Here is a 23,810-nt window from a genome sequence, read left to right as displayed (position 1 = left end):
CAGGCCGGCCGGGTCGGGGAGGGTGGGATTCTGTTCTTCGACCAGCAGCCAGGCGATGGCGGTGGCGTAACGCAGGTTGACGGTGAGTTCGAGGTGCGGGCCGCTGAGAAAGGCATGCTGGCTGGCGAGGCCGCGAACCAGGCTGGCGCGCTCCGGATCGAGCGCCAGATAATGATCCCAGAGCGCCTGGTGGCGATGCTCGGCAATCCGGTACAGGCCGTGGCCACGGCGGTCATGCAGGGCGGAACCCAGGGCGGACTGGCTGGCGGCGATGCCCAGCAGCAGGGATTCGGCGGTGGCGCAGTGACGTCCCAGATAAATCAGCGTTGGACGGATCACATAGCGGCACAGTTCGCTGGCAGCGATACCCATAAAACCCTCGGATCTTGTTATTGGGCGGCGAGACCTGAAGGGGAGCTTGGCAGCTGTGAATCGACTCAGGCTCGCCGGAAGCGGATCACGCCGCTTGAGTTGAAGTGTAGTGTCATATTCGCGACGTAAAGGCCTGTTTTTAAAATATTTCCGGCGAGCAGTTATAACCGTTATATCGGTTGGTGCTTAACCGTGAGTGGCAAAAAGAGAAACATCGGGCAATAAAAAGCCCCGCGTTTCAGGCGGGGCTTTTGCTTTTGCAGCCATTTCGGCCTCTCAGGCGATCAATGCCTGACGGGTGCGATCAATCACGGCCTGCAGCGGTTCGGCGCTGGAGTATTGATCAGGGTACAGACGCTCGCTGTGGCGGGCGATCCCGTGTTCATTGACCACGGTGAAGCTGAAGCAGCCTTTGCGAGCGGCCATGATCAGGCAGTTCATTGGAGCAAAAGCGTTGGTTAGGGTGCGAATGGCATCCTGAGTCTGGATTTGAGTAGACATAGTTATTAGGTGTTCCTACAAATGACACGGATAAGAACCGTGCAACGTTAAAACGTTCCAGTAACGCCGACCACCATTGGTCGAACGAAGAACCCGACTGGAACAAAGCAGCCAGTTTGAAGCGCTGATAAGTTGGCGCGCTTGGGCTGGCAGGTAGGTACTTAGGAGGGCAGGCAACACATCGAGGGCAAAGGTTCTGGGCCCGGGGTGAAGATCCTGATCAATTTGCAGGTTGGTTCGGTCAGAGTAAGTGGTCTTCGCAACACCCTTTGCATTCGATTCAAAGGCTGTGTCGTCGCAAGATTTACCTGGAAACCATCGAGGGGTCGGTCCCGCTTTGTCGGAGGAGGCTTCTCGGGGAGAAGGCTGACCGTGGGGTTTGTTCGACCGGAATTGACTTTCAGCTTGGTACTAACGCCGCGGATACTAACGGAACACTTCGAGGAAGGCAAACCTGATTTTTAAAAAGAACCAACAGACGGTGCCTCGAACCCCGGCCCCGCCCCGATTTGGCTCACATTCCGACCGTCGGTCGTCGCAGGGGGCAAGCCGAACCCGCGAAGCGCAAGGGCTTATCCCCAACCCGGCTGCCAAAACGACCCGAAAAAGCGCACCGATATAACCGCGTAACAGGTACTTGTGCACATTAGTTGCGCGGACGGTAACGACGCTGTCACATCGATCCTGACCCCGGTGGCTGCCTGTAACGAAAGTTTAAGTCAATGAAAAACATCGCTTTTTTTTACTGGTGAAAAAATCGTCAGTTTGACTGCGGGCCCCATTCCACAAGGCTTTGCGGCGAGTCAGGGACGGTTGTCCACTGAGTTATCCACAGCTTCTGTGGATTGTCCCGAGCGCTTGCTCTAGCACGGGCGTGCCGGGTTTTTTTCGACTTTACCTGTGCGAAAAAAAGAGTAGAGTGGCGCGCCTTCCGATCTGTCCCACAGTGCTTTATGAAGTTTCGCTCAGCTCCAGATTCTGTTACCTCCCAACCCTCTCGTGTTACCGCTCCCAAGCGATTTTCCGTGCGCGTGGCCGAATGGCTGCTGGACAGCCCGCGCCTGGGCGACAGCCAGAACGCCAAGCACCTCGCCGGCCGCCTGCTCAAGCAACCGGCCCGGGAAGGCGTGGTCGCTGCACAAAGTCGCCTTGGCCAGTTGATGTGCCGTGAGTGCGGCAATGCCCGGGATCGTCGTATCGGCCAGGACCTGCTGCGTCAGGCTGCCCGTGCGGGTGATCGACGTGCGCAACAGGAACTCGGCCTGATCGAAGACTGAGCTGTCCAAGACCTGACGCCTTGGTTAACCTTCAGGCTTTATCGGATCGGCGGGAATGACTATGGCGATGGACTTGACCAGCATCTTGCTCGGGTTGGCGGGCGCGGCCGTGCCGCTGCTGGCGCTGGCCTGGCAACTGCAGCGCCGGGCCAGTCATGGCGAGTCCGAAGTCGCGTTGCTCGAAGAGCGACTGGCCATGGCACAAATGGCCCAGGACGGCCTCAACGCCCAGCTCGAAGCCAGTCGCGACGAAGTCGCCGACCTCGGCCAGGCCAATGCCTCCAAACAAGCGGATCTTGCGGCCGTGCGCCGGGAAGTCGAACTGTTGCAGATCGAGCGCGACGACGCCCGTGACGCCGCTCATGCCTGGAGCCTCGAGCGCGCCAACAAGGAAGCCGAGCTGCGGCGCCTGGACGCCCAGGCCGCCTCACTGAGTGCCGAGTTGCGTGAGCAGCAGGAAAGCCATCAGCAGCGTCTCGATGACCTGCAAGGTTCCCGTGACGAGTTGCGCGCCCAGTTCGCCGAACTGGCCGGCAAGATCTTCGACGAACGTGAACAGCGTTTCGCCGAAACCAGTCAGCAGCGTCTCGGGCAGTTGCTCGACCCGTTGAAAGAGCGCATCCAGTCCTTCGAAAAGCGTGTCGAGGAAAGCTATCAGGCCGAAGCCCGCGAGCGCTTCTCGCTGGCCAAGGAGCTTGAGCGCCTGCAGCAACTGAACCTGCGCTTGAGCGATGAAGCGACCAACCTGACCCGTGCCCTGAAAGGCCAGAAAACCCAGGGCAACTGGGGCGAGCTGATTCTGGAACGGGTGCTGGAACATGCCGGGCTGGAGAAGGGCCGCGAGTACCAGACCCAGGTCAACCTCAAGGGCCCGGACGGCGAGCGCTTTCAGCCGGATGTGATCATTTACCTGCCGGGCGATAAACAAGTGGTGGTCGACTCCAAGGTCAGCCTCACGGCGTACCAGCAATACGTGGCGGCCGATGACGATGCGATTGGCCAGATCGCCATGAAGCAGCACGTGCTGTCGCTGCGCAGCCACGTCAAAGGCCTGGCCGGCAAGGACTACAAGCGTCTGGAAGGGCTACACAGCCTCGATTTCGTCTTGCTGTTCGTGCCCATCGAAGCGGCGTTTTCCGCAGCGTTGCAAGCCGAGCCGACGCTGTTCCAGGAAGCCTTCGACCGCAACATCGTGATCGTCAGCCCGACCACGCTGCTCGCCACCCTGCGGGTCATCGACAGCCTGTGGAAGCAGGAGCGCCAGAGCCAGAACGCCCGGGAAATCGCCGAGCGTGCCGGATGGCTGTACGACAAGTTCGTGTTGTTCATTCAGGATCTGGACGAAGTCGGCAATCGTCTGCAACAGCTGGACAAAGCCTACAGCGCAGCGCGAAACAAGCTGACAGAAGGGCGCGGCAACCTTGTCAGCCGCAGCGAGCAGCTCAAACTGCTCGGCGCACGGGCCAGCAAGAGCCTGCCGGCAGATCTGCTGGAACGCGCAATGACCGACGCCGACGGCTTGGTCGAGCTGCCTGAATAAGCGGCGTTGTCAGAGAGGCGCTTTTAGAGAGGCAAATAGCGACTCAACAACGCCCGCAACGCCGCCGGTTTCACCGGTTTGGCCAGGTAATCCAGCCCCGCCGCGTGCACCTGCGCCACGGTTTCCGGATGCCCGTCGGCGCTGATCACCACGCCGGGCACCGGTTCGCCCAGGCTCGTACGCAACCAGGCCATCAGATCGGTGCCGGTCTCGCCGTGGTCGAGGTGGAAATCCACCAGCGCCAGTTGCGGCCGCACCCCATCGTTGAGCAGCGCCGCGCATTCCTCGCGGTTGCGCGCCGTCCACACCTGACAACCCCAGCGCGTGAGCAGGCTGTTCATGCCGATCAGAATGCTGTCTTCGTTGTCGATGCACAGCACCTGCGCGCCGCTGTGCAACTTGCCGTTGAGTTCTACTGCAGCACTTGGTTGGGCGGTCTGCGTGCGGGCCAGCGGCACCCGCACACTGAACACGCTGCCGCGCCCCGGCCATGAACGCACGCGCAATGTGTGCCCGAGTACCCGGCACAAGCCGTCGGCAATCGCCAGGCCCAGGCCCAGGCCTTTCTCGGCGCGGGTCTGGTGGCTGTCGAGGCGTTTGAATTCCTCGAAAATCACTTGTTGCTTGTCTTCCGGAATCCCCGGCCCGCGATCCCAGACCTCCAGGCAAATCTCGCCCTGTCGCCGGCGCACGCCCAGCAACACCGGGCCTTTTGCATAGCGGAAGGCATTGGTGAGGAAGTTCTGCAGGATCCGCCGTAGCAGTTTGATGTCGCTGTCGATGCGCAAATGACTGCCGCGCACCCGGAAATTCAGGCCCTGTTCCTGCGCCAGCGCCTTGAACTCCGCGCCGAGAATATCGAACAGCTCATTGACCGCGAACGGCTTGCGATCCGGGTTGATCTTGCCGTTTTCCAGGCGGGAAATGTCCAGCAGGTCGCTGATCAGGTCTTCGGCCGAACGCAGCGAACTGTCCAGGTGCTGCACCAGTTTCTGCGCTTCGCCGCTCAAGCCGTCGTCCTGATGGGAGAGGGCGGCGGAGAACAGCCGCGCGGCGTTCAATGGCTGCATCAAGTCGTGGCTGACCGCTGCCAGAAAGCGGGTTTTTGACTGGTTGGCCGCTTCGGCATTGCCCTTGGCTTCGGTCAGCGCGACGTTGAGTTGTGACAGTTCCTGAGTCCGTTCGCTGACCCGTTGTTCCAGCCCTTCGTTGGCCTCGGTCAGCGCCTGCTCGGCTTCGCGGAACGCGGTGATGTCGGTGAAGCTCATGACGAAACCGCCACCGGGCATCGGGTTGCCGATCAGCTCGATCACCCGGCCGTTGGGGAACAGTCGTTCAGACGTGTGGGCGCGGCCCTGACGCATCCAGTGCAGGCGGCGGGCGACGTGGACTTCCGCTTCGCCGGGGCCACACAAGCCGCGTTCGGCGTTGTAGCGAATGATGTCGGCGATCGGCCGGCCGACGCTGATCAAACCGTCCGGGTAGTTGAACAGCTCCAGATAGCGCCGGTTCCAGGCCACCAGTTTCAGCGACTGATCGACCACGCTGATGCCCTGCGTGATGTTCTCGATGGCGCCTTGCAGCAGCGCGCGGTTGAACTGCAACACTTCCGAGGCTTCGTCGGCGATCCGGACGACGTCCTCCAGCTGCATTTCCCGACCTTCGATGGCGGCTTTTACTACAGCCCGTGTCGAAGACGCGCCAAGGACACCGGCCAGCAAACGTTCGGTGTGGGCGATCCATTCACCGTCGGCGTTCTGGTTCGGGTTGAAGCCCTTGCCTTGGCGATAAGCGAAGCGGATGAAGCTTTGGCGCGCACGCTCTTCACCGACAAACCGTGCCGCCAGTTGCAGCAAGTCGTCGATCTGCACCGCCAGCATCGAGCGTGCGCTCGGCCGGGCACTGATTTCCTGACCGATGAAACGCCCGGCCTGCCAGTGTTCCGACACCCGGGTGCGCGACAACACCGAGACCCAGGCGAACAACGTGAAGTTACCCGCCAGCGACAGCACCACGCCTTGGGTCAGCGGGGTGATCGGCAGGTTCAGCGGGTTGCTGTGCAGCCAGGCCAGGCCGGGGAACGTGTCCAGCGACCAGCCGAGGCTGCGGGCGGCAATCGGCAAGATCAGGGTGTAGAACCACAGGAATGTGCCGGCGGCGAGACCGGCGAACACGCCTCGGCGGTTGGCCTGTTTCCAGTACAGCGCGCCGAGCATGGCCGGCGCCAGTTGGGTCACGGCGGCGAAGGCAATCTGGCCGATGGTCGCCAGGCTCGCGGTGGAGCCAAGCAGGCGGTAGCTGACGTAAGCCAGCAACAGAATGACCACGATGCTGACCCGGCGCACCGAGAGCATCCACTGACGGAACACTTCGAACGGCCGCTCGGCATTGTTACGCCGCAACAGCCACGGCAACAGCATGTCGTTGGAGACCATGGTCGACAGCGCCACACTCGCCACGATCACCATGCCGGTGGCCGCCGAGGCGCCGCCAATGAACGCCAGCATCGCCAGCGCCGGGTGGGCCTGGGCCAGCGGCAGGCTGATGACGAAGGAGTCCGGGATGACGGAGCTGGGCAACATCATCTGACCGGCCAGGGCGATAGGGACTACAAACAGCGCTGCCAACGCGAGATAGGCCGGGAACACCCATTTGGCCAGACGCAGGTCCTGCGGATCGATGTTTTCCACCACGGTGACGTGGAATTGCCGGGGCAGGCAGATGATCGCCATCATCGCCACGCCGGTCTGCACCACCATCGACGGCCAGTTGATGGTTTCTTTCCAGTATTCCTCAAGGCGCGGGGCGAGCATTGCCTGATTGAACAGGTCGTCGAAGCCGTCATACAGGCCATAAGTGACGAAGGCGCCGACGGCGAGGAAGGCGAACAACTTCACCAGCGACTCGAACGCAATCGCCAGCACCATGCCCCGGTGGTGCTCGGTGGCGTCGAGGTTGCGCGTGCCGAAAACAATGGTGAACAGCGCCAGCACCAGTGACACGATCAGCGCCGTGTCCTGGGCGCGGGTGCCCATGGCGTCGGCACCGGCACCGATCAGCAGGTTTACGCCGAGGACAATGCCTTTGAGTTGCAAGGCTATATAAGGGAGAACGCCGACCAGACAGATCAGCGCAACCACCACCGCCAGCGATTGGGATTTGCCATAACGGGCGGCGATGAAGTCGGCAATGGAGGTGATGTTCTCCTGCTTGCTGATCATCACCATTTTTTGCAGGACCCACGGCGCACCCAGCAACAGCAGGATCGGCCCGAGGTAGATCGGCAGAAATGACCACAACTGTTCGGCCGCCTGACCGACCGCGCCGAAGAACGTCCAGCTGGTGCAGTAGACCGCCAGCGACAGGCTGTACACCCAGGCACGCATCCGCGGCGGCAACGGCGCGCTGCGACGGTCGCCGTAGAAGGCGATGGCGAACATGATGGCCATATAGGCCAGGGCGACGGCGGCGATCAGCCCGCTGGACAACGACATGGAGCACTCCCGACAAAATACGACCGGACTCGCGCCCGGCCAGACAGTCTCGCATGTGCGCGGCGGTTAGTCAGTGTCGACCAAGGTCGTGGCGTGGCGGGGTGTCGCAGGCGCAGAACCGGGCGGTTCTGCGCTGTCAGTCCTGGCGCAGCGCGATGTCGATCAGCCGGTGCAGTTCTTCGACTTCCAGCGGCGCCACGGCAAACAGGATGCGGAACACCGTTGGCGAAACCACCAGGTTGATCAGGTGATCCACGCTCGGTGGCGACTGATCCGGGAAGCGATCGACGATGGTCTGCAACTGATCGGCAATGATCGCGATGCAGAATCCCGGTGTGGCGCTGGCCTGCACGTCGCGCATGACATTGCGCCCCGGCTCGGAACTCATTTCGTCCAGATACTGCTCGGCCCAGGCGCGGATATCGCCGCGCAGGCTGCCGGTTTCCAGCGGATCGCTTTCAGGGCGCAGGCGGGCGAGGGCGACGTCGGCGAGCAGCGCCGACAGATCGCCCCAGCGCCGATAAATGGTCGAGGGCGTGACCCCGGCCCGAGCGGCAATCTGCGGAACGGTCACGGTGGAGCGCTCCTGCTCTTCGAGGAGTGCGCGCACGGCGCCGTGAATCGATTCCTGTACCCGGGCGCTTCGGCCGCCAGGACGGCTACTTTCTTTAATAGGCATGTGCCAGACCTTAACACAAAGAATTTGCTTTAAGCACAAGTCGGGAGCACACTCCGCAAAAGCAAAAAAATAGCTTTTAAGGAGTATGTCCATGACCCGCCTTGCTTCCAACCGTTCCAGCCTGTGGTTTCTGGCGATCACCTTACTCAGTTTTCTCGCCGCTTCCACCGCGCCGACGCCGTTGTATCACCTGTATCAGGATCACCTGCATTTCTCGGCGGCGGTGCTGACCCTGATTTTCGGCGTTTACGCGCTGAGCCTGCTGGCCGCGCTGCTGACGGTCGGTTCGCTGTCGGATCACCTGGGCCGCAAACCGGTGATTTTCACCGCCGTGGTCCTGAATGCCCTGGCGATGCTGCTGTTTGTCTACGCCGACAGCGTGGGTTGGCTGATCGGCGCGCGGGTGCTGCAAGGGTTTGCCACCGGCATGGCCACTGCCGTGTTGAGTGCGACGCTGCTGGACACCGATCGCCAGCAAGGGCCGCTGATCAACAGCGTCGCGCCGTTGCTCGGCATGGCGCTCGGTGCGATGGGTTGCGGTTTGCTGGCGGAATTCGCGCCCGCGCCACTGCAACTGACCTATTGGCTGCTGCTCGTGCTGTTTGTGTTGCAGGGGATTTATGTCTGGCGCTTGCCGGAAAGCGTCTCTCCGCAAGCAGGGGCCTGGGCCTCGTTGCGGCCGACCCTGCATGTGCCGGTTCAGGCGCGTTCGACGCTGTGGCGAGTGTTACCGCTGAACACCGCGACCTGGGCGCTCGGCGGTTTTTATGCCTCGCTGGCCCCGTCACTGGTGCGCACGGCGACCGGTTCCACCTCCAATCTGATCGGCGGCGCGACTGTGGCGGCGTTGACCGTGACCGGTGCACTTATGATTTTCACCTTGCGCAATCGTCCAGCCTCCCGGGCGCTGCAACTTGGCGCAAGCCTGTTGCCGGCCGGCATCGTGCTGATTCTGCTGGGCGTACACAGCGCCAGTCTGTCGCTGTTCTTTTTCGGCACGCTGGTCGCCGGTTGCGGATTTGGCTCCGGTTTTCTCGGTGCGGTGCGCAGTCTGGTGCCGCTGGCGTTGCCCCATGAACGGGCGGGGTTGATGTCGGCATTTTATGTGCTGAGTTACCTGGCGTTCTGCCTGCCGGCGTTGTTGGCCGGGCACTTCACCCACAGCCTGGGCCTGCTGGCCACCACCGATGTGTATGGTGCGGTGCTGATCGTGCTGGCGGTCGGCGCGCTGCTGATGAGTTTCCGTCCACAAGCGGCCAAGACCTGTAGCGCGCCATAAGCCGGCGGATTCGGTTAGCCTTGGCCAGCCCATTCTTCTCACGGATCGATTCATGAAGATTATCCGCAGCAAGACCTTCACCGCCGAGCGTGCCTGGGGCGCGCTCGACATCGCCAACATGAACGGCATCACCACGCGATTGCACTGGACTGATCAGCCGTACAAATGGCACGTCAACGATGGTGAGGAAGTGTTCGTGGTGCTCGACGGTCAGGTGCTCATGCACTACCGCGAAGAAGGCGAGGAAAAGCAGGTGCAGCTCGATGTTGGTGACATCTTCTACGCGTCCATCGGCACGGAGCATGTTGCTCATCCGCAAGGCGCTGCGCGGATTCTGGTGATTGAAACCGAAGGCAGCGTCTGACTGCATATCTACAAAACAGATAACAGTTAGAGATATTACCCGTTATATAGATATTCGATTCGGTTCTACCATGGGCTCAACCTCACCTGAGGACAGGAGTTCATGATGACTTGCCCCAACAGTGCCAAACCCGGCATCAAGCCTTTCAGCCAGCTTCAGCATCCGCGTGAAGTGATCCGTCAATTCACACCGAACTGGTTCGCCGCGACCATGGGTACCGGCGTGCTGGCGTTGGCGCTGGCACAACTGCCTTTCGCCATCCCGGGGCTGCACGCCGTGGCCGAAGGGTTGTGGATGTTCAACATTCTGTTGTTCGTGCTGTTTACCGCTGCGTACGCCGCGCGCTGGATTCTGTTCTTCGACGAAGCGCGGCGGATCTTCGGGCACTCCACGGTTTCGATGTTCTTCGGCACCATTCCCATGGGCCTGGCGACCATCATCAACGGTTTTCTGTTGTTCGGCCTGCCGCGCTGGGGCGACGGTGTGATTCACCTCGCCGAAGTGCTGTGGTGGCTGGACGTGGCGATGTCGCTGGCCTGCGGTGTGCTGATTCCCTACATGATGTTCACCCGCCAGGAACACAGCATCGATCAGATGACCGCTGTCTGGCTGTTGCCGGTGGTGGCGGCAGAAGTGGCGGCAGCCAGCGGCGGACTGCTGGCGCCGCACCTGGCCGATGCGCACTCGCAACTGGTGGTGCTGGCGACGAGCTACGTGCTCTGGGCCTTTTCCTTACCCGTGGCGTTCAGCATTCTGACCATCCTGCTGTTACGCATGGCCCTGCACAAACTGCCCCACGAAAACATGGCGGCGTCGAGCTGGCTCGCTCTGGGGCCGATCGGTACCGGTGCCCTGGGCATGTTGCTGCTGGGCGGTGATGCGCCGGCGATCTTCGCGGCCAATGGCATGCCGGGCATCGGTGAAATCGCTTCGGGCCTGGGCCTGGTGGCCGGGATCACGCTCTGGGGTTTTGGCTTGTGGTGGATGTTGATGGCGCTGCTGATCACCGTGCGTTACCTGCGCGACGGCATCCCGTTCAACCTTGGCTGGTGGGGATTTACCTTCCCGTTGGGCGTGTATTCGCTGGCGACCCTGAAATTGGGCAGCACGTTGAACCTGACGTTCTTCAGCGTGGCCGGTTGTGTGCTGGTGACGTTGCTGGCAGTGATGTGGCTGATCGTCGGCAAGCGCACGCTGCAAGGCGCCTGGCGCGGCGAGCTTTTTGTTTCACCGTGTATTGCAGGTTTGAAGAAATAACCTGAAAAGTTTAGGTAAGGTGTGGCCTGGATCGCGGATCGACATTCCAATAAGCGTATCCAGGCCACTCGCTACCCAACATCAGGGACACACGGAAGATGAGTCACCCCTCACAGCTCAACCTGCTGCGTACCCGGCGCTTCCTGCCGTTTTTCATCACCCAGTCGCTGGGCGCGTTCAACGACAACGTTTTCAAGCAGTCGCTGATCCTCGCCATTCTCTATCGGCTGACCATCGAAGGTGACCGCTCGATCTGGGTCAACCTGTGTGCGTTGCTGTTTATTCTGCCGTTCTTCCTGTTTTCGGCGCTGGCCGGACAGTTCGGCGAAAAGTTCGCCAAGGATGCGCTGATCCGTCTGATCAAACTGGCGGAAATCGCCATCATGGCCGTGGGATCTGTCGGCTTCCTGTTCGATCACCTATCGCTGATGCTGGTGGCGCTGTTCGCCATGGGCACACACTCGGCGCTGTTCGGGCCAGTGAAGTACTCGATCCTGCCGCAGGCCTTGCACGAGGATGAACTGGTCGGCGGCAACGGTCTGGTGGAAATGGGCACGTTCCTGGCGATCCTGGCCGGCACCATTGGTGCCGGGGTCATCATGTCCTCGTCGCACTATGCGCCACTGGTGTCGACCGCAATTGTCGGCATCGCGGTACTCGGTTACCTCGCCAGCCGCAGCATTCCCCGCGCCGCGGCCGCTTCTCCGGAAATGCGCCTGAACTGGAACATTTTCAGCCAGTCCTGGGCCACGCTGAAACTCGGGTTGGGCCAGACCCCGGCGGTGTCGCGCTCGATTGTCGGCAACTCGTGGTTCTGGTTTGTCGGGGCGATTTATCTGACACAGATCCCGGCCTACGCCAAGGAATGGATGCACGGCGATGAAACCGTGGTCACCCTGATTCTCACGGTGTTCTCGGTCGGTATTGCCCTCGGTTCCATGCTTTGCGAGAAGCTTTCCGGGCGCAAGGTCGAGATCGGTCTGGTGCCGTTCGGTTCCTTTGGCCTGACAGTTTTCGGGCTGCTGTTGTGGTGGCATTCCGGTGGTATTCCGGAGAGCGCCGTTGGCCATAGCTGGACTGAGGTGCTGGGCTTCGGTCACGCCTGGGCGGTACTGGTCGACATCCTCGGCCTCGGCATCTTTGGCGGTTTCTACATCGTGCCGCTGTATGCGCTGATCCAGTCGCGCACCGCTGAGAACGAGCGGGCGCGAGTAATCGCCGCCAACAACATTCTCAACGCGCTGTTCATGGTGATTTCGGCCATCGTCTCCATCGTGTTGCTGAGCGTGGTCAAACTGTCGATTCCACAGCTGTTCCTGGTGGTGTCGCTGCTCAACATCGGCGTCAACGCCTACATCTTCAAGATCGTCCCCGAGTTCAGCATGCGTTTCATGATCTGGCTGCTCAGCCATTCCATGTACCGCGTCGAGCATCGCAACCTGGAAGCGATTCCCGATGAAGGCGCGGCGTTGCTGGTGTGCAACCACGTATCGTTCGTTGATGCGTTGCTGATTGGCGGCGCGGTGCGTCGGCCGATTCGCTTTGTCATGTACTACAAGATCTACAACCTGCCGGTGCTGAACTTTATCTTCCGCACGGCGGGCACCATTCCTATCGCCGGACGCCAGGAAGACATCCAGATCTACGAAAAGGCTTTCACCCGGATAGCCCAGTATCTGAAGGACGGTGAGCTTGTCTGCATCTTCCCCGAAGGCAAGTTGACCGCCGATGGCGAGATCAACGAGTTCAAGGGCGGGCTGACGCGGATTCTCGAAGAGACACCGGTGCCGGTGATTCCGCTGGCGTTGCAGGGGTTGTGGGGGAGTTTCTTCAGCCGCGATCCCAAGAAAGGGCTTTTTCACCGCTTGTGGTCACGGGTAACGCTGGTCGCGGGTTCGCCGGTGGCGGTCGAGGCGGCGCAGCCTGCCGAGTTGCAGGCGTTGGTGGGAGAGTTGCGCGGGACAGTCAGATAGTTGTTTGTGAAGCCGCCATCACCGATACATCGGTGATGGCGGCAACGGCTCAGGCGCTGACCTTGAGCCCGATCAATCCGGTGATGATCAGTGCAACGCTGGCCAGCCGAATCAATGCCATCGACTCGCCAAACAGAATGATCCCGGCAATCACTGTGCCCACGGCACCAACGCCAGTCCAGATCGCATAAGCCGTGCCCAGCGGCAGTTCTTTCATCGCCAGACCCAGCAGGCCAAGGCTGACAGCCATGGCCGCGACGGTGAGAACAGTGGGCAGCGGACGGCTGAAACCATCGGTGTATTTGAGGCCGACGGCCCAGCCGACTTCGAACAGGCCGGCGAAAAACAGAATGATCCAGGACATGAAAGACCTCCATCGATTGACGGGGCCGTCCCCAGATTGAAAACTCGATTGAGCCGCAGGGTCGTCCCCGCGTGGCGCACATACTACCTAAAATTGTGCGCCGCGCATTGATCCGGGCTCAGTCGGCTGCCTGTTGGGCCAACGTTTCACGGTCTTCCTTTTCGCTCATTCGGCGGAAGTAGGTCGACAGCAGCGCCCCGGAAATGTTGTGCCACACGCTGAACAGCGCGCTCGGCACCGCCGCCAGTGGCGAAAAGTGCGCACTGGCCAACGCAGCGCCGAGCCCGGAGTTCTGCATGCCGACCTCCAGCGCCAGGGACTTGCGCTGAGCCAGCGGCAAACCGAACAGGCGCCCGGTGAAGTAACCCAGCAAATAGCCGAAGCTGTTGTGCAGCATCACCACCGCCATGATCAGCAGGCCGGATTCGGCGATTTTTGCCTGACTGGCGGCAACCACGGCGGCGACGATGATCACGATGCTGACCACTGACACCAGCGGCAATACTTCCACCGCATGCCGAACCTTGTCGCCAAGCAGTCGCTGCGCCAGCACGCCGAGGATGATCGGCAGCAGCACCACTTGCAGAATCGACCAGAACAATTCCATGAACGAAACCGGCAACCAGGCCGAGGCCAGCAGCCAGATCAGCGCTGGCGTCAGCAGCGGGGCGAGGAGGGTGGTGACGGCGGCGATGGCCACCGACAGCGCCAGATCGCCCCGGGCCAGCCAGGTCATGACGTTCGATGACGTGCCGCTCGGGCAGCAACCGACCAGAATCACCCCGACGGCGATTTCCGGCGGCAGGTGAAAAACCTGGCAAAGCAACCACGCCATCCCCGGCATGATCACGAAATGCGCAACCACGCCCAGCGCCACGCGCCAAGGATGGCGGGCGACGGCGGCGAAGTCGTCGAGTTTGAGGGTCAGGCCCATGCCGAACATTACCAGCCCGAGCAGCGGCACGATTGCGCCTTTCAGACCGAGGAACCAGGCCGGTTGCAGGAACGCGACCACGGCGAAAATCAGAACCCAGTAAGCGAAGGTGTTGCCGACAAAACGACTCAGTGCAGCCAGTGCGCGCATGGCCTGTTCCTTATTATGTGAAAACGCCACCGAAGCGGTGGCGTTTGAAGATAACCCAAAGACTGCGCAGAGGCTTTAGATCCCCTGCGGCGTCTCTTCACCGCCCAGTGCTTCAACCAGCGCCGGCAGGAAGTCGCCGAACGTCAGCATCATCAGGGTGAAGCTGGCGTCCAGTTGGCCGAGGGCTTCGTCGCCGCCGTCCTGTTCCGCCTGATCTTGCAGCAGATCTTCGAACTTCAGGCGTTTGACGGTCATTTTGTCGTCGAGCATGAACGACAGCTTGTCCTGCCAGGCCAGCGACAGTTGAGTCACCACTTTGCCGGTGCTCAGGTGCAGCTGGATTTCTTCGCTGGTCAGGTCCTGACGCTTGCAACGCACGATGCCGCCATCTTCGTGGGTGTCGCGCAGTTCGCACTCGTCCAGGACGAAGAAGTCCGGAGCGGCTTGCTGGGTGGTGACCCATTCGGTCATCACGGCGGTCGGTGCGGTTTTCACGGTCAGCGGACGAACCGGCAGGGTGCCGATCACTTCACGCAGGGTGGAAAGCAGGTCTTCGGCGCGTTTCGGGCTGGCGGAGTTGACCAGGATCAGGCCCTGTTTCGGCGCGATGGCGGCGAAGGTCGACGAACGGCGGATGAAGGCGCGCGGCAGGAATGCCTGGATGATTTCATCCTTGATCTGATCGCGTTCCTTCTTATAGACCTTGCGCATCTGCTCGGCTTCGATCTCTTCGACCTTTTCCTTGACCGCGTCGCGCACGACGCTGCCCGGCAGAATGCGTTCTTCCTTGCGGGCGGAGATCAGCAGGAAGTCACCGCTGACGTGCACCAGTGGTGCATCTTCGCCCTTGCCGAACGGCGCGACGAAACCGTAGGTGGTCAACTCCTGGCTTGCACATGGACGCGCCAGTTTGGTGGCCAGTGCAGTTTCCAGCGCCTCGGCATCGACAGGCAGGTCTTGGGTCAGGCGATAGATAAGCAGGTTCTTGAACCACATGGGGTGAGTCTCTCCTTTATACAAAGGGGGGCATTATTGTCTTCGCCGGGTCATAGGCCAACCCTTCTCTAAGCCTTTGGAAGGCCTGAGAAAATTAATTAAAAAAGTGCTTGCCAGAGGTTGGGTCGCTCCGTAGAATGCGCGCCACACCGAAGCGAAGGGTGATTAGCTCAGCTGGGAGAGCGTCTGCCTTACAAGCAGAATGTCGGCGGTTCGATCCCGTCATCACCCACCATTCGTTTCAAGCGTTTCGCGCAGCGGTAGTTCAGTCGGTTAGAATACCGGCCTGTCACGCCGGGGGTCGCGGGTTCGAGTCCCGTCCGCTGCGCCATATTCGGTAACTTGGAACACTGAACGCCAGGTCACCACAGAAAGCCCGCCCAGTGCGGGCTTTTTGCTGTCTGGCGATTGGCTTTTTGCTCGTCCGGGCATGAAAAAAGCGACCTGCGGGTCGCTTTTTTCGTTTCTGCGGTTTGTTACTGGCTGGCGTTGCGACTGTGCCGGTAATCACTCACCGCTTCATACACCGCTTTACGCAGACGGTTGATCCCGCCAATCGGGCGGTGGGCCTCGATCCCAAACCATGGATTGAACGACAGGTTGTCGCATAGCAGGTTCAGAGCCGGGGTGTCGAAGTCCTGTGGGGGCAGGGTGATTTTGGCTACGGTCTGGAATGGACTGTCCTGTTCGCGCCATTCGATGCTGGTGTCTTCGATCGGCATGAACCGATTGGCGTCCTGACGCTGGATCTGCAACACAAAACACGCGGGCACCCGATCCGTGGACAGTTGCTGATTCAGCGCACTGCGCAGGAAATTCGGCAGATCCTGGTTTTGCTTTGGCAGCGTGTACGCCGGGCAGTTGTCCGGATCCGGCATCACCCGAAACTTCGCATTGGCCTCACCAAATTTGTAGGGCGATACCGAAAAGTAGGTCGTACGTGTCGGGCTCTCTGGTGGCGGAGAAAGCGTCGCCAGCGCAATGAACAAATGCCTGATCTGCCAGTTTCGCGGGTCCCAGCCCGGAAAAAACGCCATGACCTTTTTGCCGTCAGCCTGCGCCGCCACATTCTGACGATATTCAGCGACGTCGCTGACGAAGAAATTCGGATGGCTGAACATCACGAAATCCTGTTCGAGCAGGCCCTGACGGTCACTGAGCAACTGTTTGCCCGGCACATCGAGCAATTTGATCGCCATGCCCCGGGCATCGCGGATGCTGTCGAACTGCGGATAGGCGTTGCCGTTGGACAGGCGCATTGTCGCCTGCCAGACCTTGCCCGGCTCGCTGAAAACACCTCGGCGCAGGTCCTGAGCCAGATCTGGCAGCACTTGCACGTCGGCCTTCACACAACCGTGGGCCTTGGCATGGGCGTCGCGCAGAAAACGCGTGCTTTCCCGATGCTGATCGACAATTCGCACAGCGGTCTGGATCACGTCCTGCGTCATGGCTGCTTCGCCGTCCGGAATCTGCTCCGTCGCCGACACTGGGCCTCGGTGTTGCCAGGCAAACCAGGCGGTTGCCAGAGCCCAGCCGATCAGGCCGACCACCAGCAAAAACAGCAGGGTTTTGCCCAGCAACCGCCCCAGCCACAACCAGAAACGCGCCAGCATCGATGGTTTCTTGAACGAATTGAAGATCATGGCAGTTGCGCCTCCAGCGGGCCGCCCAGCACTTTCAGGTATTCCAGCAGCGCCCAGCGTTCCTCGGGCTGCAGCAACCGTCCGATAACCCCGTTGCCGCGCTCGCCGGCGCGGAATTCATGGCCACTGTTGTGGTTGCCGGTGATGCGTGTGTCGAACAGGAAAGCGTTGGTAAAGGCTTCGGTGCGATAACCCAGATGCCGAGGGTCATATTCGAAGGTGCCCTTATAGAAAGTGGTGGCGCGTTCATCCTGAGGCGAAAGCAACTGATAGAGACTCGGCACCGAGCCGTTGTGCAGGAAGGGCGGTGTAGCCCACACGCCTGCCAGCGGCCGGGCCTTGTAGGCCACTTTTTCCCGGACACCGATCGGCAGGCCAAAGCCGTCGAGCTGAGGTTTTTCAGCGGCAGTGACGCCAGCTTCGCGATAGGCGCGGTTTTCAACGAACGCCGTGACGTAAGCCAGGCCCTTGGCCACGGATAACTGGCTGAGATCGAGCGGTTCTTTGGGAGTGGGGTGTAACTTCACGTCCATTTGCTCCAGCTCTGCCGGATTCCATTGCAGGGCTGTCAGGTCGAAACGGTGGTTGGCGATGTTGTTGGCCGCGTTCGGATCGGTGCCGATGACGTCGACGGGCAACATGTGCAGGTGCTGGACCCAGCGTTCACCCTCTTGCGTCACCCGTGGGACGTGGCAGCCAGCGCAGTTTTCGGCAAATAACGCTCGACCCTTGGCCGCCAAAGGTTTGTCGACCTTGCCCAACAGCTCCTCTGGCCAGGCGGGTGGCTGAAGTTTTTGCAGGGTTTCTTCGATCTTGTGCAGATCGCGCACACGCACGCTTGATGCATAACGTTCATCACCCTGTAGCGGCTGGCCATTGGCATCGAAGAAATTCAGGGTAGCGCCTACCCCCAGCGCCTCGCCGATGTTGCGTGCCATCGGCTGCTGCGCCGAGCCGTTCCACTGCACCCAGTCGAACGTCCACATGTCCCACAGTTGCGGGTAATCCACGGGAGCGTTGGCCACGCGATAGTTGGTGGGGGAGATCGCATCGCCGAAGGTCGCGTTGGCGATTCGTCCGAAAGCATCGGTTCGGCCAGGGCCTTCCTCGGTGGGGTAGAGGCCGCGATGGGTGTCGTTCCACGCCACTTTGAGGAAGGTATTCAGTGAGCCTTTGAAGTCTTTGCGCAGTTGTTCATGGCGGGCGTCATAGTCGTTGCCCAGTACGTTGCGGGCGAACCGCTCGAATTTCCACGGGTTGTAGTAAGTGGAGGCCAGACTGGCGACCAGTGCCTGTCCGAAACTGCCACCACGCAATGTAGGAACACTGGAAGGCAGCACATGCTGCGCCGAGCCGCCGTCGATGCGCACGGCCTGGCCATTCAGGTGCAACTCGCCGGTGTGGCAGGCCGCACAAGTGATGTCGAGATATTGCTCAGAGCTGCCGGGATTCTGATGGCGGGCGAAACCCACTGGCAGATTCCCCGGGTTGTTCGATGTGGCTTTCTGCTGCGGGTCGATCAGAAAACCGAAGCGTGCAAGATATTCCGGAGAGGCAAAGCGTTGCTGCGAGAACGGCAGCTCCAGGGCCTGGAACCACTCATAACGCAGGCCTTTGACCTGGGTGCCTTGCGGCGTGAAGTAGTAGGTCTGGCGCTCTTCGTCAGTCCATTGTTTGAGGTAGTGGACCTGTTTGGCGGGCGTCGGGAAGGGCAGTTTCGGATTGGCGACATAGTAGAGAATCACCGCCAGGACCAGTCCCAGCAGTACCACGATCAGCGTCAGCACACGGAATATGAGGCGCAAGATGAACATCCTTGTCGAGTTGTTGCGCTGTTATGCCTGAGCCGAGCCGTGTGCGGCAAGTGGCCATTACGCCAAGTGTTGTGGGAAGGGGCATCGGTTAATGTCAGATCAAGATGACAGAAGCTTCATCATGCCTTTGCCCAAATGCTTTTTAATCCCTGAACTTATCGGAAGATTCCTGCTCTCATGCCGGTAGCCATTGGTCGTGGCGGCCTGATAAGCTCGCGGCTTTACTCGATTGCCCTTTCGGCGCATGAACAAGGAAATAGCATGAAACAGCATCGGTTGGCGGCGGCGGTAGCCCTGGTTAGCCTGGTACTCGCGGGTTGTGATTCGCAGACCAGCGTAGAGCTGAAAACCCCGGCGCAAAAAGCTTCCTACGGTATCGGCCTGAACATGGGCAAAAGCCTTGCTCAGGAAGGCATGGATGATCTGGACTCCAAAGCGGTAGCCCAGGGCATCGAAGATGCCGTCGGCAAGAAAGAACAGAAGCTGAAAGATGAAGATCTGGTCGAAGCCTTCGCTGCACTGCAAAAGCGTGCCGAAGAGCGTATGGCCAAGATGAGCGAAGAGTCGGCAGCCGCCGGCAAGAAATTCCTCGAAGAAAACGGCAAGAAAGCCGGCGTGACCACCACTGCTTCCGGTCTGCAGTACGAAGTGGTCAAGAAAGCCGACGGCCCACAGCCTAAGCCTACCGACGTAGTGACCGTTCACTACACCGGCAAGCTGACCAACGGCACCGTATTCGACAGCTCCGTCGAGCGCGGCAGCCCGATCGATCTGCCGGTCAGCGGTGTGATCCCGGGTTGGGTCGAAGGCCTGCAACTGATGCACGTTGGCGAGAAGTACAAGCTGTACATCCCTAGCGATCTGGCTTACGGCGCACAATCGCCAAGCCCGGCAATCCCGGCCAACTCGGTTCTGGTCTTCGACCTCGAACTGCTGGCCATCAAGGATCCAGCCAAAGAAGACGCTGCCGCCGCCAAGTAACAAGCGTCGGTACCGGCTTCAACAACAACGCCTCGCTTATGCGGGGCGTTGTTGCATCTGGGGCACGGCGAGCGTAAACAGACCGAACCGATACGCATCGCGACAGTCCTAGACTTTGAGGCCGCCCGCGCTAGACGCCCTGAGCTGCCAAGTCAATGAAATAATGGGGTTTTTTATGTGAGTAAAAAACGCCCGATCTGAGCGCAGCCCTTATGAACCGGGGCTCTCAGCGTCGAAATGCAGCTCTGTTCACAAGGTTATCCACAATTTGTGTGGATAACATTTCAACGGGAGAAATAGATGAAAGCTCCATGGAATTTCGCCCGATTCCTGCCGTTGGCCGGACGACTCCTGGCCCGTGGCCGTTTGCCGACGCTGTTGTTCGCCGTGGCCAGCAAAGGTGCCGCCCAAGGCAATCGTCTCGGCAAACTGAAGGATGACCTGCGATTGCTCCAGGCGCTGTGCCTGGCGTACTGGCGCGGCGAATATCGCGCGATCAGTCCCAAGGCGATCGTTTCGGTCGTTGCGGGCTTGATGTATTTCCTCAGTCCGGTGGATGCGATCCCGGATTTCATTCCCGTTTTCGGCATGCTCGATGACATCGCCGTCCTCGCCTGGCTGATGAAAACCCTCGACGACGAGCTCACTGCGTTCCGTCTGTGGCGTCAGCGTCAGGCGCCGGAAAAGCTCAGGGTTGTCGAGCGCCTGCCCGATACGCCCGAACAACTTCAGCTTCAGGGTCCGAAAAAGTCCTGAATCGCGACAGCCTCTTATACAGATAGATACCCCCCACGACCTTGGCCGCTGTTAGGATTACACTTCTAGGGAAAAGTGCCGACTCGCTAAGCGTTGTTGTCCTACGGGGTAGTCATGGATATTCAGATAATTGCACGCGATGGCGAACCCGAATATGCGGTTCTGCCATGGGCTCAGTATCAGGCTCTACTGAAAGCAGCAGGCATTAACGAAGCACCGTCGCAACCGGCTCCAGCGCCGCTTGCGGCCACACCGGACCCGATTCTTCCAGGTCTGGATCAGTTACGCAGTTTGCGCGAAGGGAAGGGCATCGCCATCGAGGCGCTCGCCCGCACGGTAGGCATCAGCCCGTCTTACCTGGCCATGATCGAAAGCGGTGAGCGTCTGCCCGACGCTGCGATTCGCCGCAGCCTGGCCTGGGAGTTGACGGTGCCAGGGTGGAGGGAACAATCGTGAGCGTACGCATCAGTCGTCAACATTGGGACGGATTGCTGGGGGAGCTGGACCAGGCGCGCAGGCAGCGCCATCTTCTGACCTATCGAGCCTTGCTCGAGCGTCTGCAACTGCCCACGCCGGCGATGCAGACATTGACCGCTGCACTGGAGCATCTCGCTGCGCTGGACGCGAAAGCCGAACAACCGTTGCGCAGTTCGCTGGTGATCAGCCAGGGCGCCAGTCGCTTGCCACGCACCGGTTTCTTTGAATGTGTCGAGCGTCTGGGGCGTTTTTCCGGGCCATCCGATGGTGTTGCCGCAGCTTCGTGGCATGCCTCGGAAGTGGTGCGGGTTTTTGAATACGAATACCCGGAATCGGCGGAGGCCTGAGTGTTTTTACGACTCAAGGCGCGGGCAAGTTACTGGCTGGCCCGTAGGCTGTTTCACTGGTCGTGGTTTGTCCGTCAGCCCCGAGGCTGGCGCTGGCTCGAAGGGCAGTTTGCGCGTATGGCCAACCTGGGCGATGTCGGCGCGCAAAGCTTTTACGGGCACATCCTGACGTTTCGCGGCGTTGGCCTGGGCGCGCGTGAGGAGGGTGTTCGATTGCTGCGGCTGGCTGCGCTGGCCGGAGATGGCAAGGCGGCGTATCAGGTGGGTGTCATCAGTCTTGCAGGTACGCCCAGTAAAGCGCCGGATCCTTCGGAAGCCGTTCGCTGGTGGACCATGGCCGCCAAGGCCGGGCATCCGCTGGCTGAGCTCAAGTTGAAAGAGCTGGCCGGTCGGGATCATTCTCGGTAAGCGATTTTTGTGTTCCCTGAACGGGGCGTGAGGGAAACCTCCCGCCCCGTTTTTGCATCTGCTGTTCGATAAAGATCAGTTACAGACTTCTCCTACATCCATCGCCTACTCGCCTGACTTCTTTTCTGTTTGATCCCCCGCAAAGTCCTTCGCCTGATTTTTGCGCGAGGGAACGCACATGTTCGACCCGGTTTTTCATTTCGTCATGCGCCTGGGAATGCGCTGATGGAAGCCATCACCCGCATCGAGCAAGCACTCGACAGCTTTCCCCACACCCTCGATCTCTATCGCGAACAGCTCAGGCACTGGTTCAGTCGCTCGGCAGACAGCGTCAGTCATGCGGCCGATCTGCCGTCGCTGATGGGGATGGAGCGGATCATCCGTTTCGGCGAACACAGCACGGCGGTCGCCATTGATGACAACCGTTTCTCTTCGGCTGTCGTGCAATGCCCGGAAACCGGGCGAATGGAGATCGAGAGCAAGTTTGAGTCGGTATACGACATTCCGTTGGGCGACATCGTTGTCGATGTGGTGGCGGTGGAGGGCGGCGAGGTCAAGTCCGTCACGCTCGATGCTCAGGGCAAGGGGGTGTTCATCGGAGAGGCGGGCAAGTTCTATCGGGTGTTAGTGCACAGCGAGGCCAGCGAGAAGCAGGTCGACGCGCTTTTCGATTCCTACGATGGCCTGACCCGGCAGCTCGACAGTTGGCTGCGTAGCGAATGGCAGGGCTTCAAGCCGCAGTGGTCACAGTTGGTGGCGACGGCGGCGGGCAACGGCTTGCTGGCCGGGAGTTGGGCAGCGATTGAGGGCGTGTGGGACAGCATTGGGTTGTTGTCGGAGATTCTCAAGGATCCCGGAAAGTTTGCCGAGCGGTTGGGCAGTGGCGCCGCACAGTTGATCGCGCTGGCAGAGACAGCGCCTGAAATGATGGAGAAGCTTCAGTTACTGGTCAGTGACGAGGCGGCGCTGTGCCTGTTGCTGCGTACCGCCAGCCTCTGGCTGGAGATGCTGCCGCCCACTGAAATTGCCGGAAAAACCGCCGAGGCCGTCTCGATGGCGGTGGTGCAACTGCTGATCGATGTGTTGATCGGCGTTGTACTGACCTTTGTCGGCGCCGGGGCGGGGATTGCGTATCTGACCTTGCGTCTGGCGGATCGCGGCGCTCAGTTATTGTCGGCGGTAACGCGTCTGGTGAAGGCGATGTCCGGCATCGTCAGCACCTTCATCGGCTATGTGAAGCACTACAAATCCGTCGCCGCGCGAGGCATCGCCGCCGGGGTGAAAAAGGGTCGCATGCAGTTGCGCTGGGACGCCCGACGGAACACCTCCCTGAAGAAAGACGAGCACCACGACGACAAGCCTGATCAGGCGACAAATCCTAACGGCGACAGCGCCGACTGCGTGCCCAGGACCTGCACCAATGGCTGTCCGGTGTCGATGGTCACCGGCGAGGAATTGCTGACGCTGACCGATGGCGTGCTCGACGGGTTGCTGCCGTTCGAGTTCAGTCGGTTGTATCGAACCAGTGCGGCGGAGATCGATGTCGGGCTGGGGTTTGGCTGGAGTCATTCGCTGGCGCATCGGCTGGAGGTCGAGGGCGACGGTGTGGTCTGGGTTGACCACGAGAACCGGCGCACGCGATTTCCGTTGCCGAGTGTCGAGCGGCCAGCGATTCACAACAGTTTGTCGCGGGCGGCGATTTTTCTCGGGGATGAGCCGGAGGAGTTGATTGTTGCGCTGGCGGGTGAGGCGGCGCGGTTTTATCACTTTCGGGCTGGGCGTCTGACAGCGATCAGCGATGCGTACGGCAACCGTCTGACGCTGCATCGGGATCTTTCCGACCGTGTGCAGCGCCTGGATAACGGAGCCGGTCGTTCGCTGCTGCTGCGCTACGAGCGGGCGCATCTGGTGGCGGTCGATTATCAAGTCTGGCGCGATGCGGCCTGGCGCACCGAGCAGACGCTGGTCAGCTACCGCTTTGATGCCCGCCACCGGTTGATCGAAGCGTCGAACGCCGTCGGTGAGTGCGAGCGTTACGACTACGACGACCAGCACGTCATCCTGCAGCGGCAACTGAGCGGCGGCGCGAGTTTCTTCTGGGAGTGGGAGCGTGCCGGCAAGGCGGCACGTTGCGTGCGGCACTGGGCGTCGTTCTCGCAGATGGATACGCGTTACGTCTGGGATGACGCCGGCAGCGTTACCGT

Annotated in this window: 21 protein-coding genes and 2 tRNA genes; 14 read left to right on the top strand and 9 right to left on the bottom strand. The window is 60.6% G+C overall.

All coding sequences use genetic code 11. From position 1 onward, the window contains the following. Together AC3WRD_RS29275 and AC3WRD_RS29270 are read right to left on the bottom strand one after the other, a co-directional pair. The coding region (locus AC3WRD_RS29275) for a hypothetical protein (protein WP_102650882.1) at positions 1 to 372 on the bottom strand (372 nt) is incomplete at its 3' end. Positions 373 to 648: 276 nt separating this feature from the next. Beyond that, on the bottom strand, positions 649 to 873 hold the full coding sequence (locus AC3WRD_RS29270; protein WP_007950419.1) for a hypothetical protein: 225 nt from the start codon (positions 871 to 873) through the stop codon (positions 649 to 651). A gap of 953 nt (positions 874 to 1,826) precedes the next feature. Here AC3WRD_RS29270 and AC3WRD_RS29265 point away from each other — a divergent pair. Both AC3WRD_RS29265 and AC3WRD_RS29260 read left to right on the top strand, forming a co-directional pair. Beyond that, positions 1,827 to 2,150: an SEL1-like repeat protein gene (locus AC3WRD_RS29265; RefSeq protein WP_096823004.1), complete on the top strand. Its 324-nt coding sequence runs from the start codon at positions 1,827 to 1,829 to the stop codon at positions 2,148 to 2,150. Between the two features lie 175 nt (positions 2,151 to 2,325). Continuing rightward, positions 2,326 to 3,690 carry a DNA recombination protein RmuC gene (locus AC3WRD_RS29260; protein WP_173861406.1) on the top strand — a complete coding sequence of 455 codons (1,365 nt, stop codon included), beginning with the start codon at positions 2,326 to 2,328 and terminating at the stop codon, positions 3,688 to 3,690. Between the two features lie 23 nt (positions 3,691 to 3,713). On the opposite strand, the gene AC3WRD_RS29255 is transcribed toward AC3WRD_RS29260, so the two are convergent. Together AC3WRD_RS29255 and AC3WRD_RS29250 are read right to left on the bottom strand one after the other, a co-directional pair. Beyond that, positions 3,714 to 7,184, bottom strand: coding sequence for a hybrid sensor histidine kinase/response regulator (locus AC3WRD_RS29255; protein WP_102622749.1), 3,471 nt, complete (start codon positions 7,182 to 7,184; stop codon positions 3,714 to 3,716). A 136-nt stretch (positions 7,185 to 7,320) separates the two neighbouring features. Beyond that, entirely contained in the window at positions 7,321 to 7,863 is a 543-nt protein-coding gene (locus AC3WRD_RS29250; RefSeq protein WP_096823007.1) for a TetR/AcrR family transcriptional regulator, read from the bottom strand. A gap of 91 nt (positions 7,864 to 7,954) precedes the next feature. Here AC3WRD_RS29250 and AC3WRD_RS29245 point away from each other — a divergent pair, with 91 nt between their 5' ends. From AC3WRD_RS29245 to AC3WRD_RS29230, 4 genes are all read left to right on the top strand, one after another. Continuing rightward, positions 7,955 to 9,142: an MFS transporter gene (locus AC3WRD_RS29245; RefSeq protein WP_102622750.1), complete on the top strand. Its 1,188-nt coding sequence runs from the start codon at positions 7,955 to 7,957 to the stop codon at positions 9,140 to 9,142. A gap of 52 nt (positions 9,143 to 9,194) precedes the next feature. Next, positions 9,195 to 9,506: a cupin domain-containing protein gene (locus AC3WRD_RS29240; protein ID WP_085682915.1), complete on the top strand. Its 312-nt coding sequence runs from the start codon at positions 9,195 to 9,197 to the stop codon at positions 9,504 to 9,506. Positions 9,507 to 9,611: 105 nt separating this feature from the next. After that, positions 9,612 to 10,763, top strand: coding sequence for a TDT family transporter (locus AC3WRD_RS29235; RefSeq protein WP_102622751.1), 1,152 nt, complete (start codon positions 9,612 to 9,614; stop codon positions 10,761 to 10,763). A gap of 98 nt (positions 10,764 to 10,861) precedes the next feature. Further along, positions 10,862 to 12,736: an MFS transporter gene (locus AC3WRD_RS29230; RefSeq protein ID WP_102622752.1), complete on the top strand. Its 1,875-nt coding sequence runs from the start codon at positions 10,862 to 10,864 to the stop codon at positions 12,734 to 12,736. 49 nt (positions 12,737 to 12,785) lie between these two features. On the opposite strand, the gene sugE is transcribed toward AC3WRD_RS29230, so the two are convergent. From sugE to rdgC, 3 genes are all read right to left on the bottom strand, one after another. Beyond that, positions 12,786 to 13,100, bottom strand: a complete 315-nt coding sequence (gene sugE, locus AC3WRD_RS29225; RefSeq protein WP_085732315.1) for a quaternary ammonium compound efflux SMR transporter SugE — start codon at positions 13,098 to 13,100, stop codon at positions 12,786 to 12,788. 118 nt (positions 13,101 to 13,218) lie between these two features. Then, positions 13,219 to 14,184, bottom strand: a complete 966-nt coding sequence (locus tag AC3WRD_RS29220; protein WP_102622753.1) for a bile acid:sodium symporter family protein — start codon at positions 14,182 to 14,184, stop codon at positions 13,219 to 13,221. Positions 14,185 to 14,259: 75 nt separating this feature from the next. Further along, a complete protein-coding gene (rdgC, locus tag AC3WRD_RS29215) occupies positions 14,260 to 15,180 on the bottom strand; it encodes a recombination-associated protein RdgC (RefSeq protein ID WP_007950430.1) in 921 nt (306 codons plus the stop codon). A gap of 159 nt (positions 15,181 to 15,339) precedes the next feature. On the opposite strand from rdgC, the gene AC3WRD_RS29210 reads away from it, so the two are divergent. Together AC3WRD_RS29210 and AC3WRD_RS29205 are read left to right on the top strand one after the other, a co-directional pair. After that, a tRNA-Val gene (locus tag AC3WRD_RS29210) sits at positions 15,340 to 15,415 on the top strand. A 19-nt stretch (positions 15,416 to 15,434) separates the two neighbouring features. After that, positions 15,435 to 15,511: transfer RNA gene (locus tag AC3WRD_RS29205), tRNA-Asp, on the top strand. Between the two features lie 145 nt (positions 15,512 to 15,656). Here AC3WRD_RS29205 and AC3WRD_RS29200 read toward each other — a convergent pair. Together AC3WRD_RS29200 and AC3WRD_RS29195 are read right to left on the bottom strand one after the other, a co-directional pair. Beyond that, entirely contained in the window at positions 15,657 to 16,793 is a 1,137-nt protein-coding gene (locus tag AC3WRD_RS29200) for a catalase family protein (protein WP_102622755.1), read from the bottom strand. 26 nt (positions 16,794 to 16,819) lie between these two features. Next, positions 16,820 to 18,628 carry a di-heme-cytochrome C peroxidase gene (locus tag AC3WRD_RS29195; protein ID WP_102622756.1) on the bottom strand — a complete coding sequence of 603 codons (1,809 nt, stop codon included), beginning with the start codon at positions 18,626 to 18,628 and terminating at the stop codon, positions 16,820 to 16,822. A gap of 270 nt (positions 18,629 to 18,898) precedes the next feature. Between AC3WRD_RS29195 and bamJ the strand changes: the two genes are divergently transcribed. The 6 genes from bamJ to AC3WRD_RS29165 form a co-directional block, all read left to right on the top strand. Beyond that, the gene (gene bamJ / locus AC3WRD_RS29190; protein WP_096823013.1) at positions 18,899 to 19,618 is read left to right on the top strand and encodes a BamJ family beta-barrel-assembly machinery protein; all 720 of its coding nucleotides are present in this window, start codon (positions 18,899 to 18,901) and stop codon (positions 19,616 to 19,618) included. A gap of 300 nt (positions 19,619 to 19,918) precedes the next feature. Further along, positions 19,919 to 20,374 (top strand): YkvA family protein, encoded by a 456-nt coding sequence (locus tag AC3WRD_RS29185; RefSeq protein WP_096823014.1) that lies wholly within the window; start codon positions 19,919 to 19,921, stop codon positions 20,372 to 20,374. 114 nt (positions 20,375 to 20,488) lie between these two features. Beyond that, on the top strand, positions 20,489 to 20,830 hold the full coding sequence (locus AC3WRD_RS29180; protein ID WP_007950435.1) for a helix-turn-helix domain-containing protein: 342 nt from the start codon (positions 20,489 to 20,491) through the stop codon (positions 20,828 to 20,830). Next, positions 20,827 to 21,198 (top strand): hypothetical protein, encoded by a 372-nt coding sequence (locus tag AC3WRD_RS29175; RefSeq protein WP_003223109.1) that lies wholly within the window; start codon positions 20,827 to 20,829, stop codon positions 21,196 to 21,198. Before AC3WRD_RS29180 ends, AC3WRD_RS29175 begins: the two co-directional genes overlap by 4 nt. After that, positions 21,199 to 21,606: an SEL1-like repeat protein gene (locus tag AC3WRD_RS29170; protein ID WP_102622754.1), complete on the top strand. Its 408-nt coding sequence runs from the start codon at positions 21,199 to 21,201 to the stop codon at positions 21,604 to 21,606. It begins immediately after the preceding gene. Between the two features lie 225 nt (positions 21,607 to 21,831). After that, positions 21,832 to 23,810: DUF6531 domain-containing protein (locus tag AC3WRD_RS29165; protein ID WP_256580673.1), on the top strand; the 1,979-nt coding region annotated here is incomplete at its 3' end.

It is taken from the genome of Pseudomonas sp. FW215-R2 (genome assembly GCF_058789255.1).
This window is presented reverse-complemented; position numbering and strand designations above follow the sequence as displayed.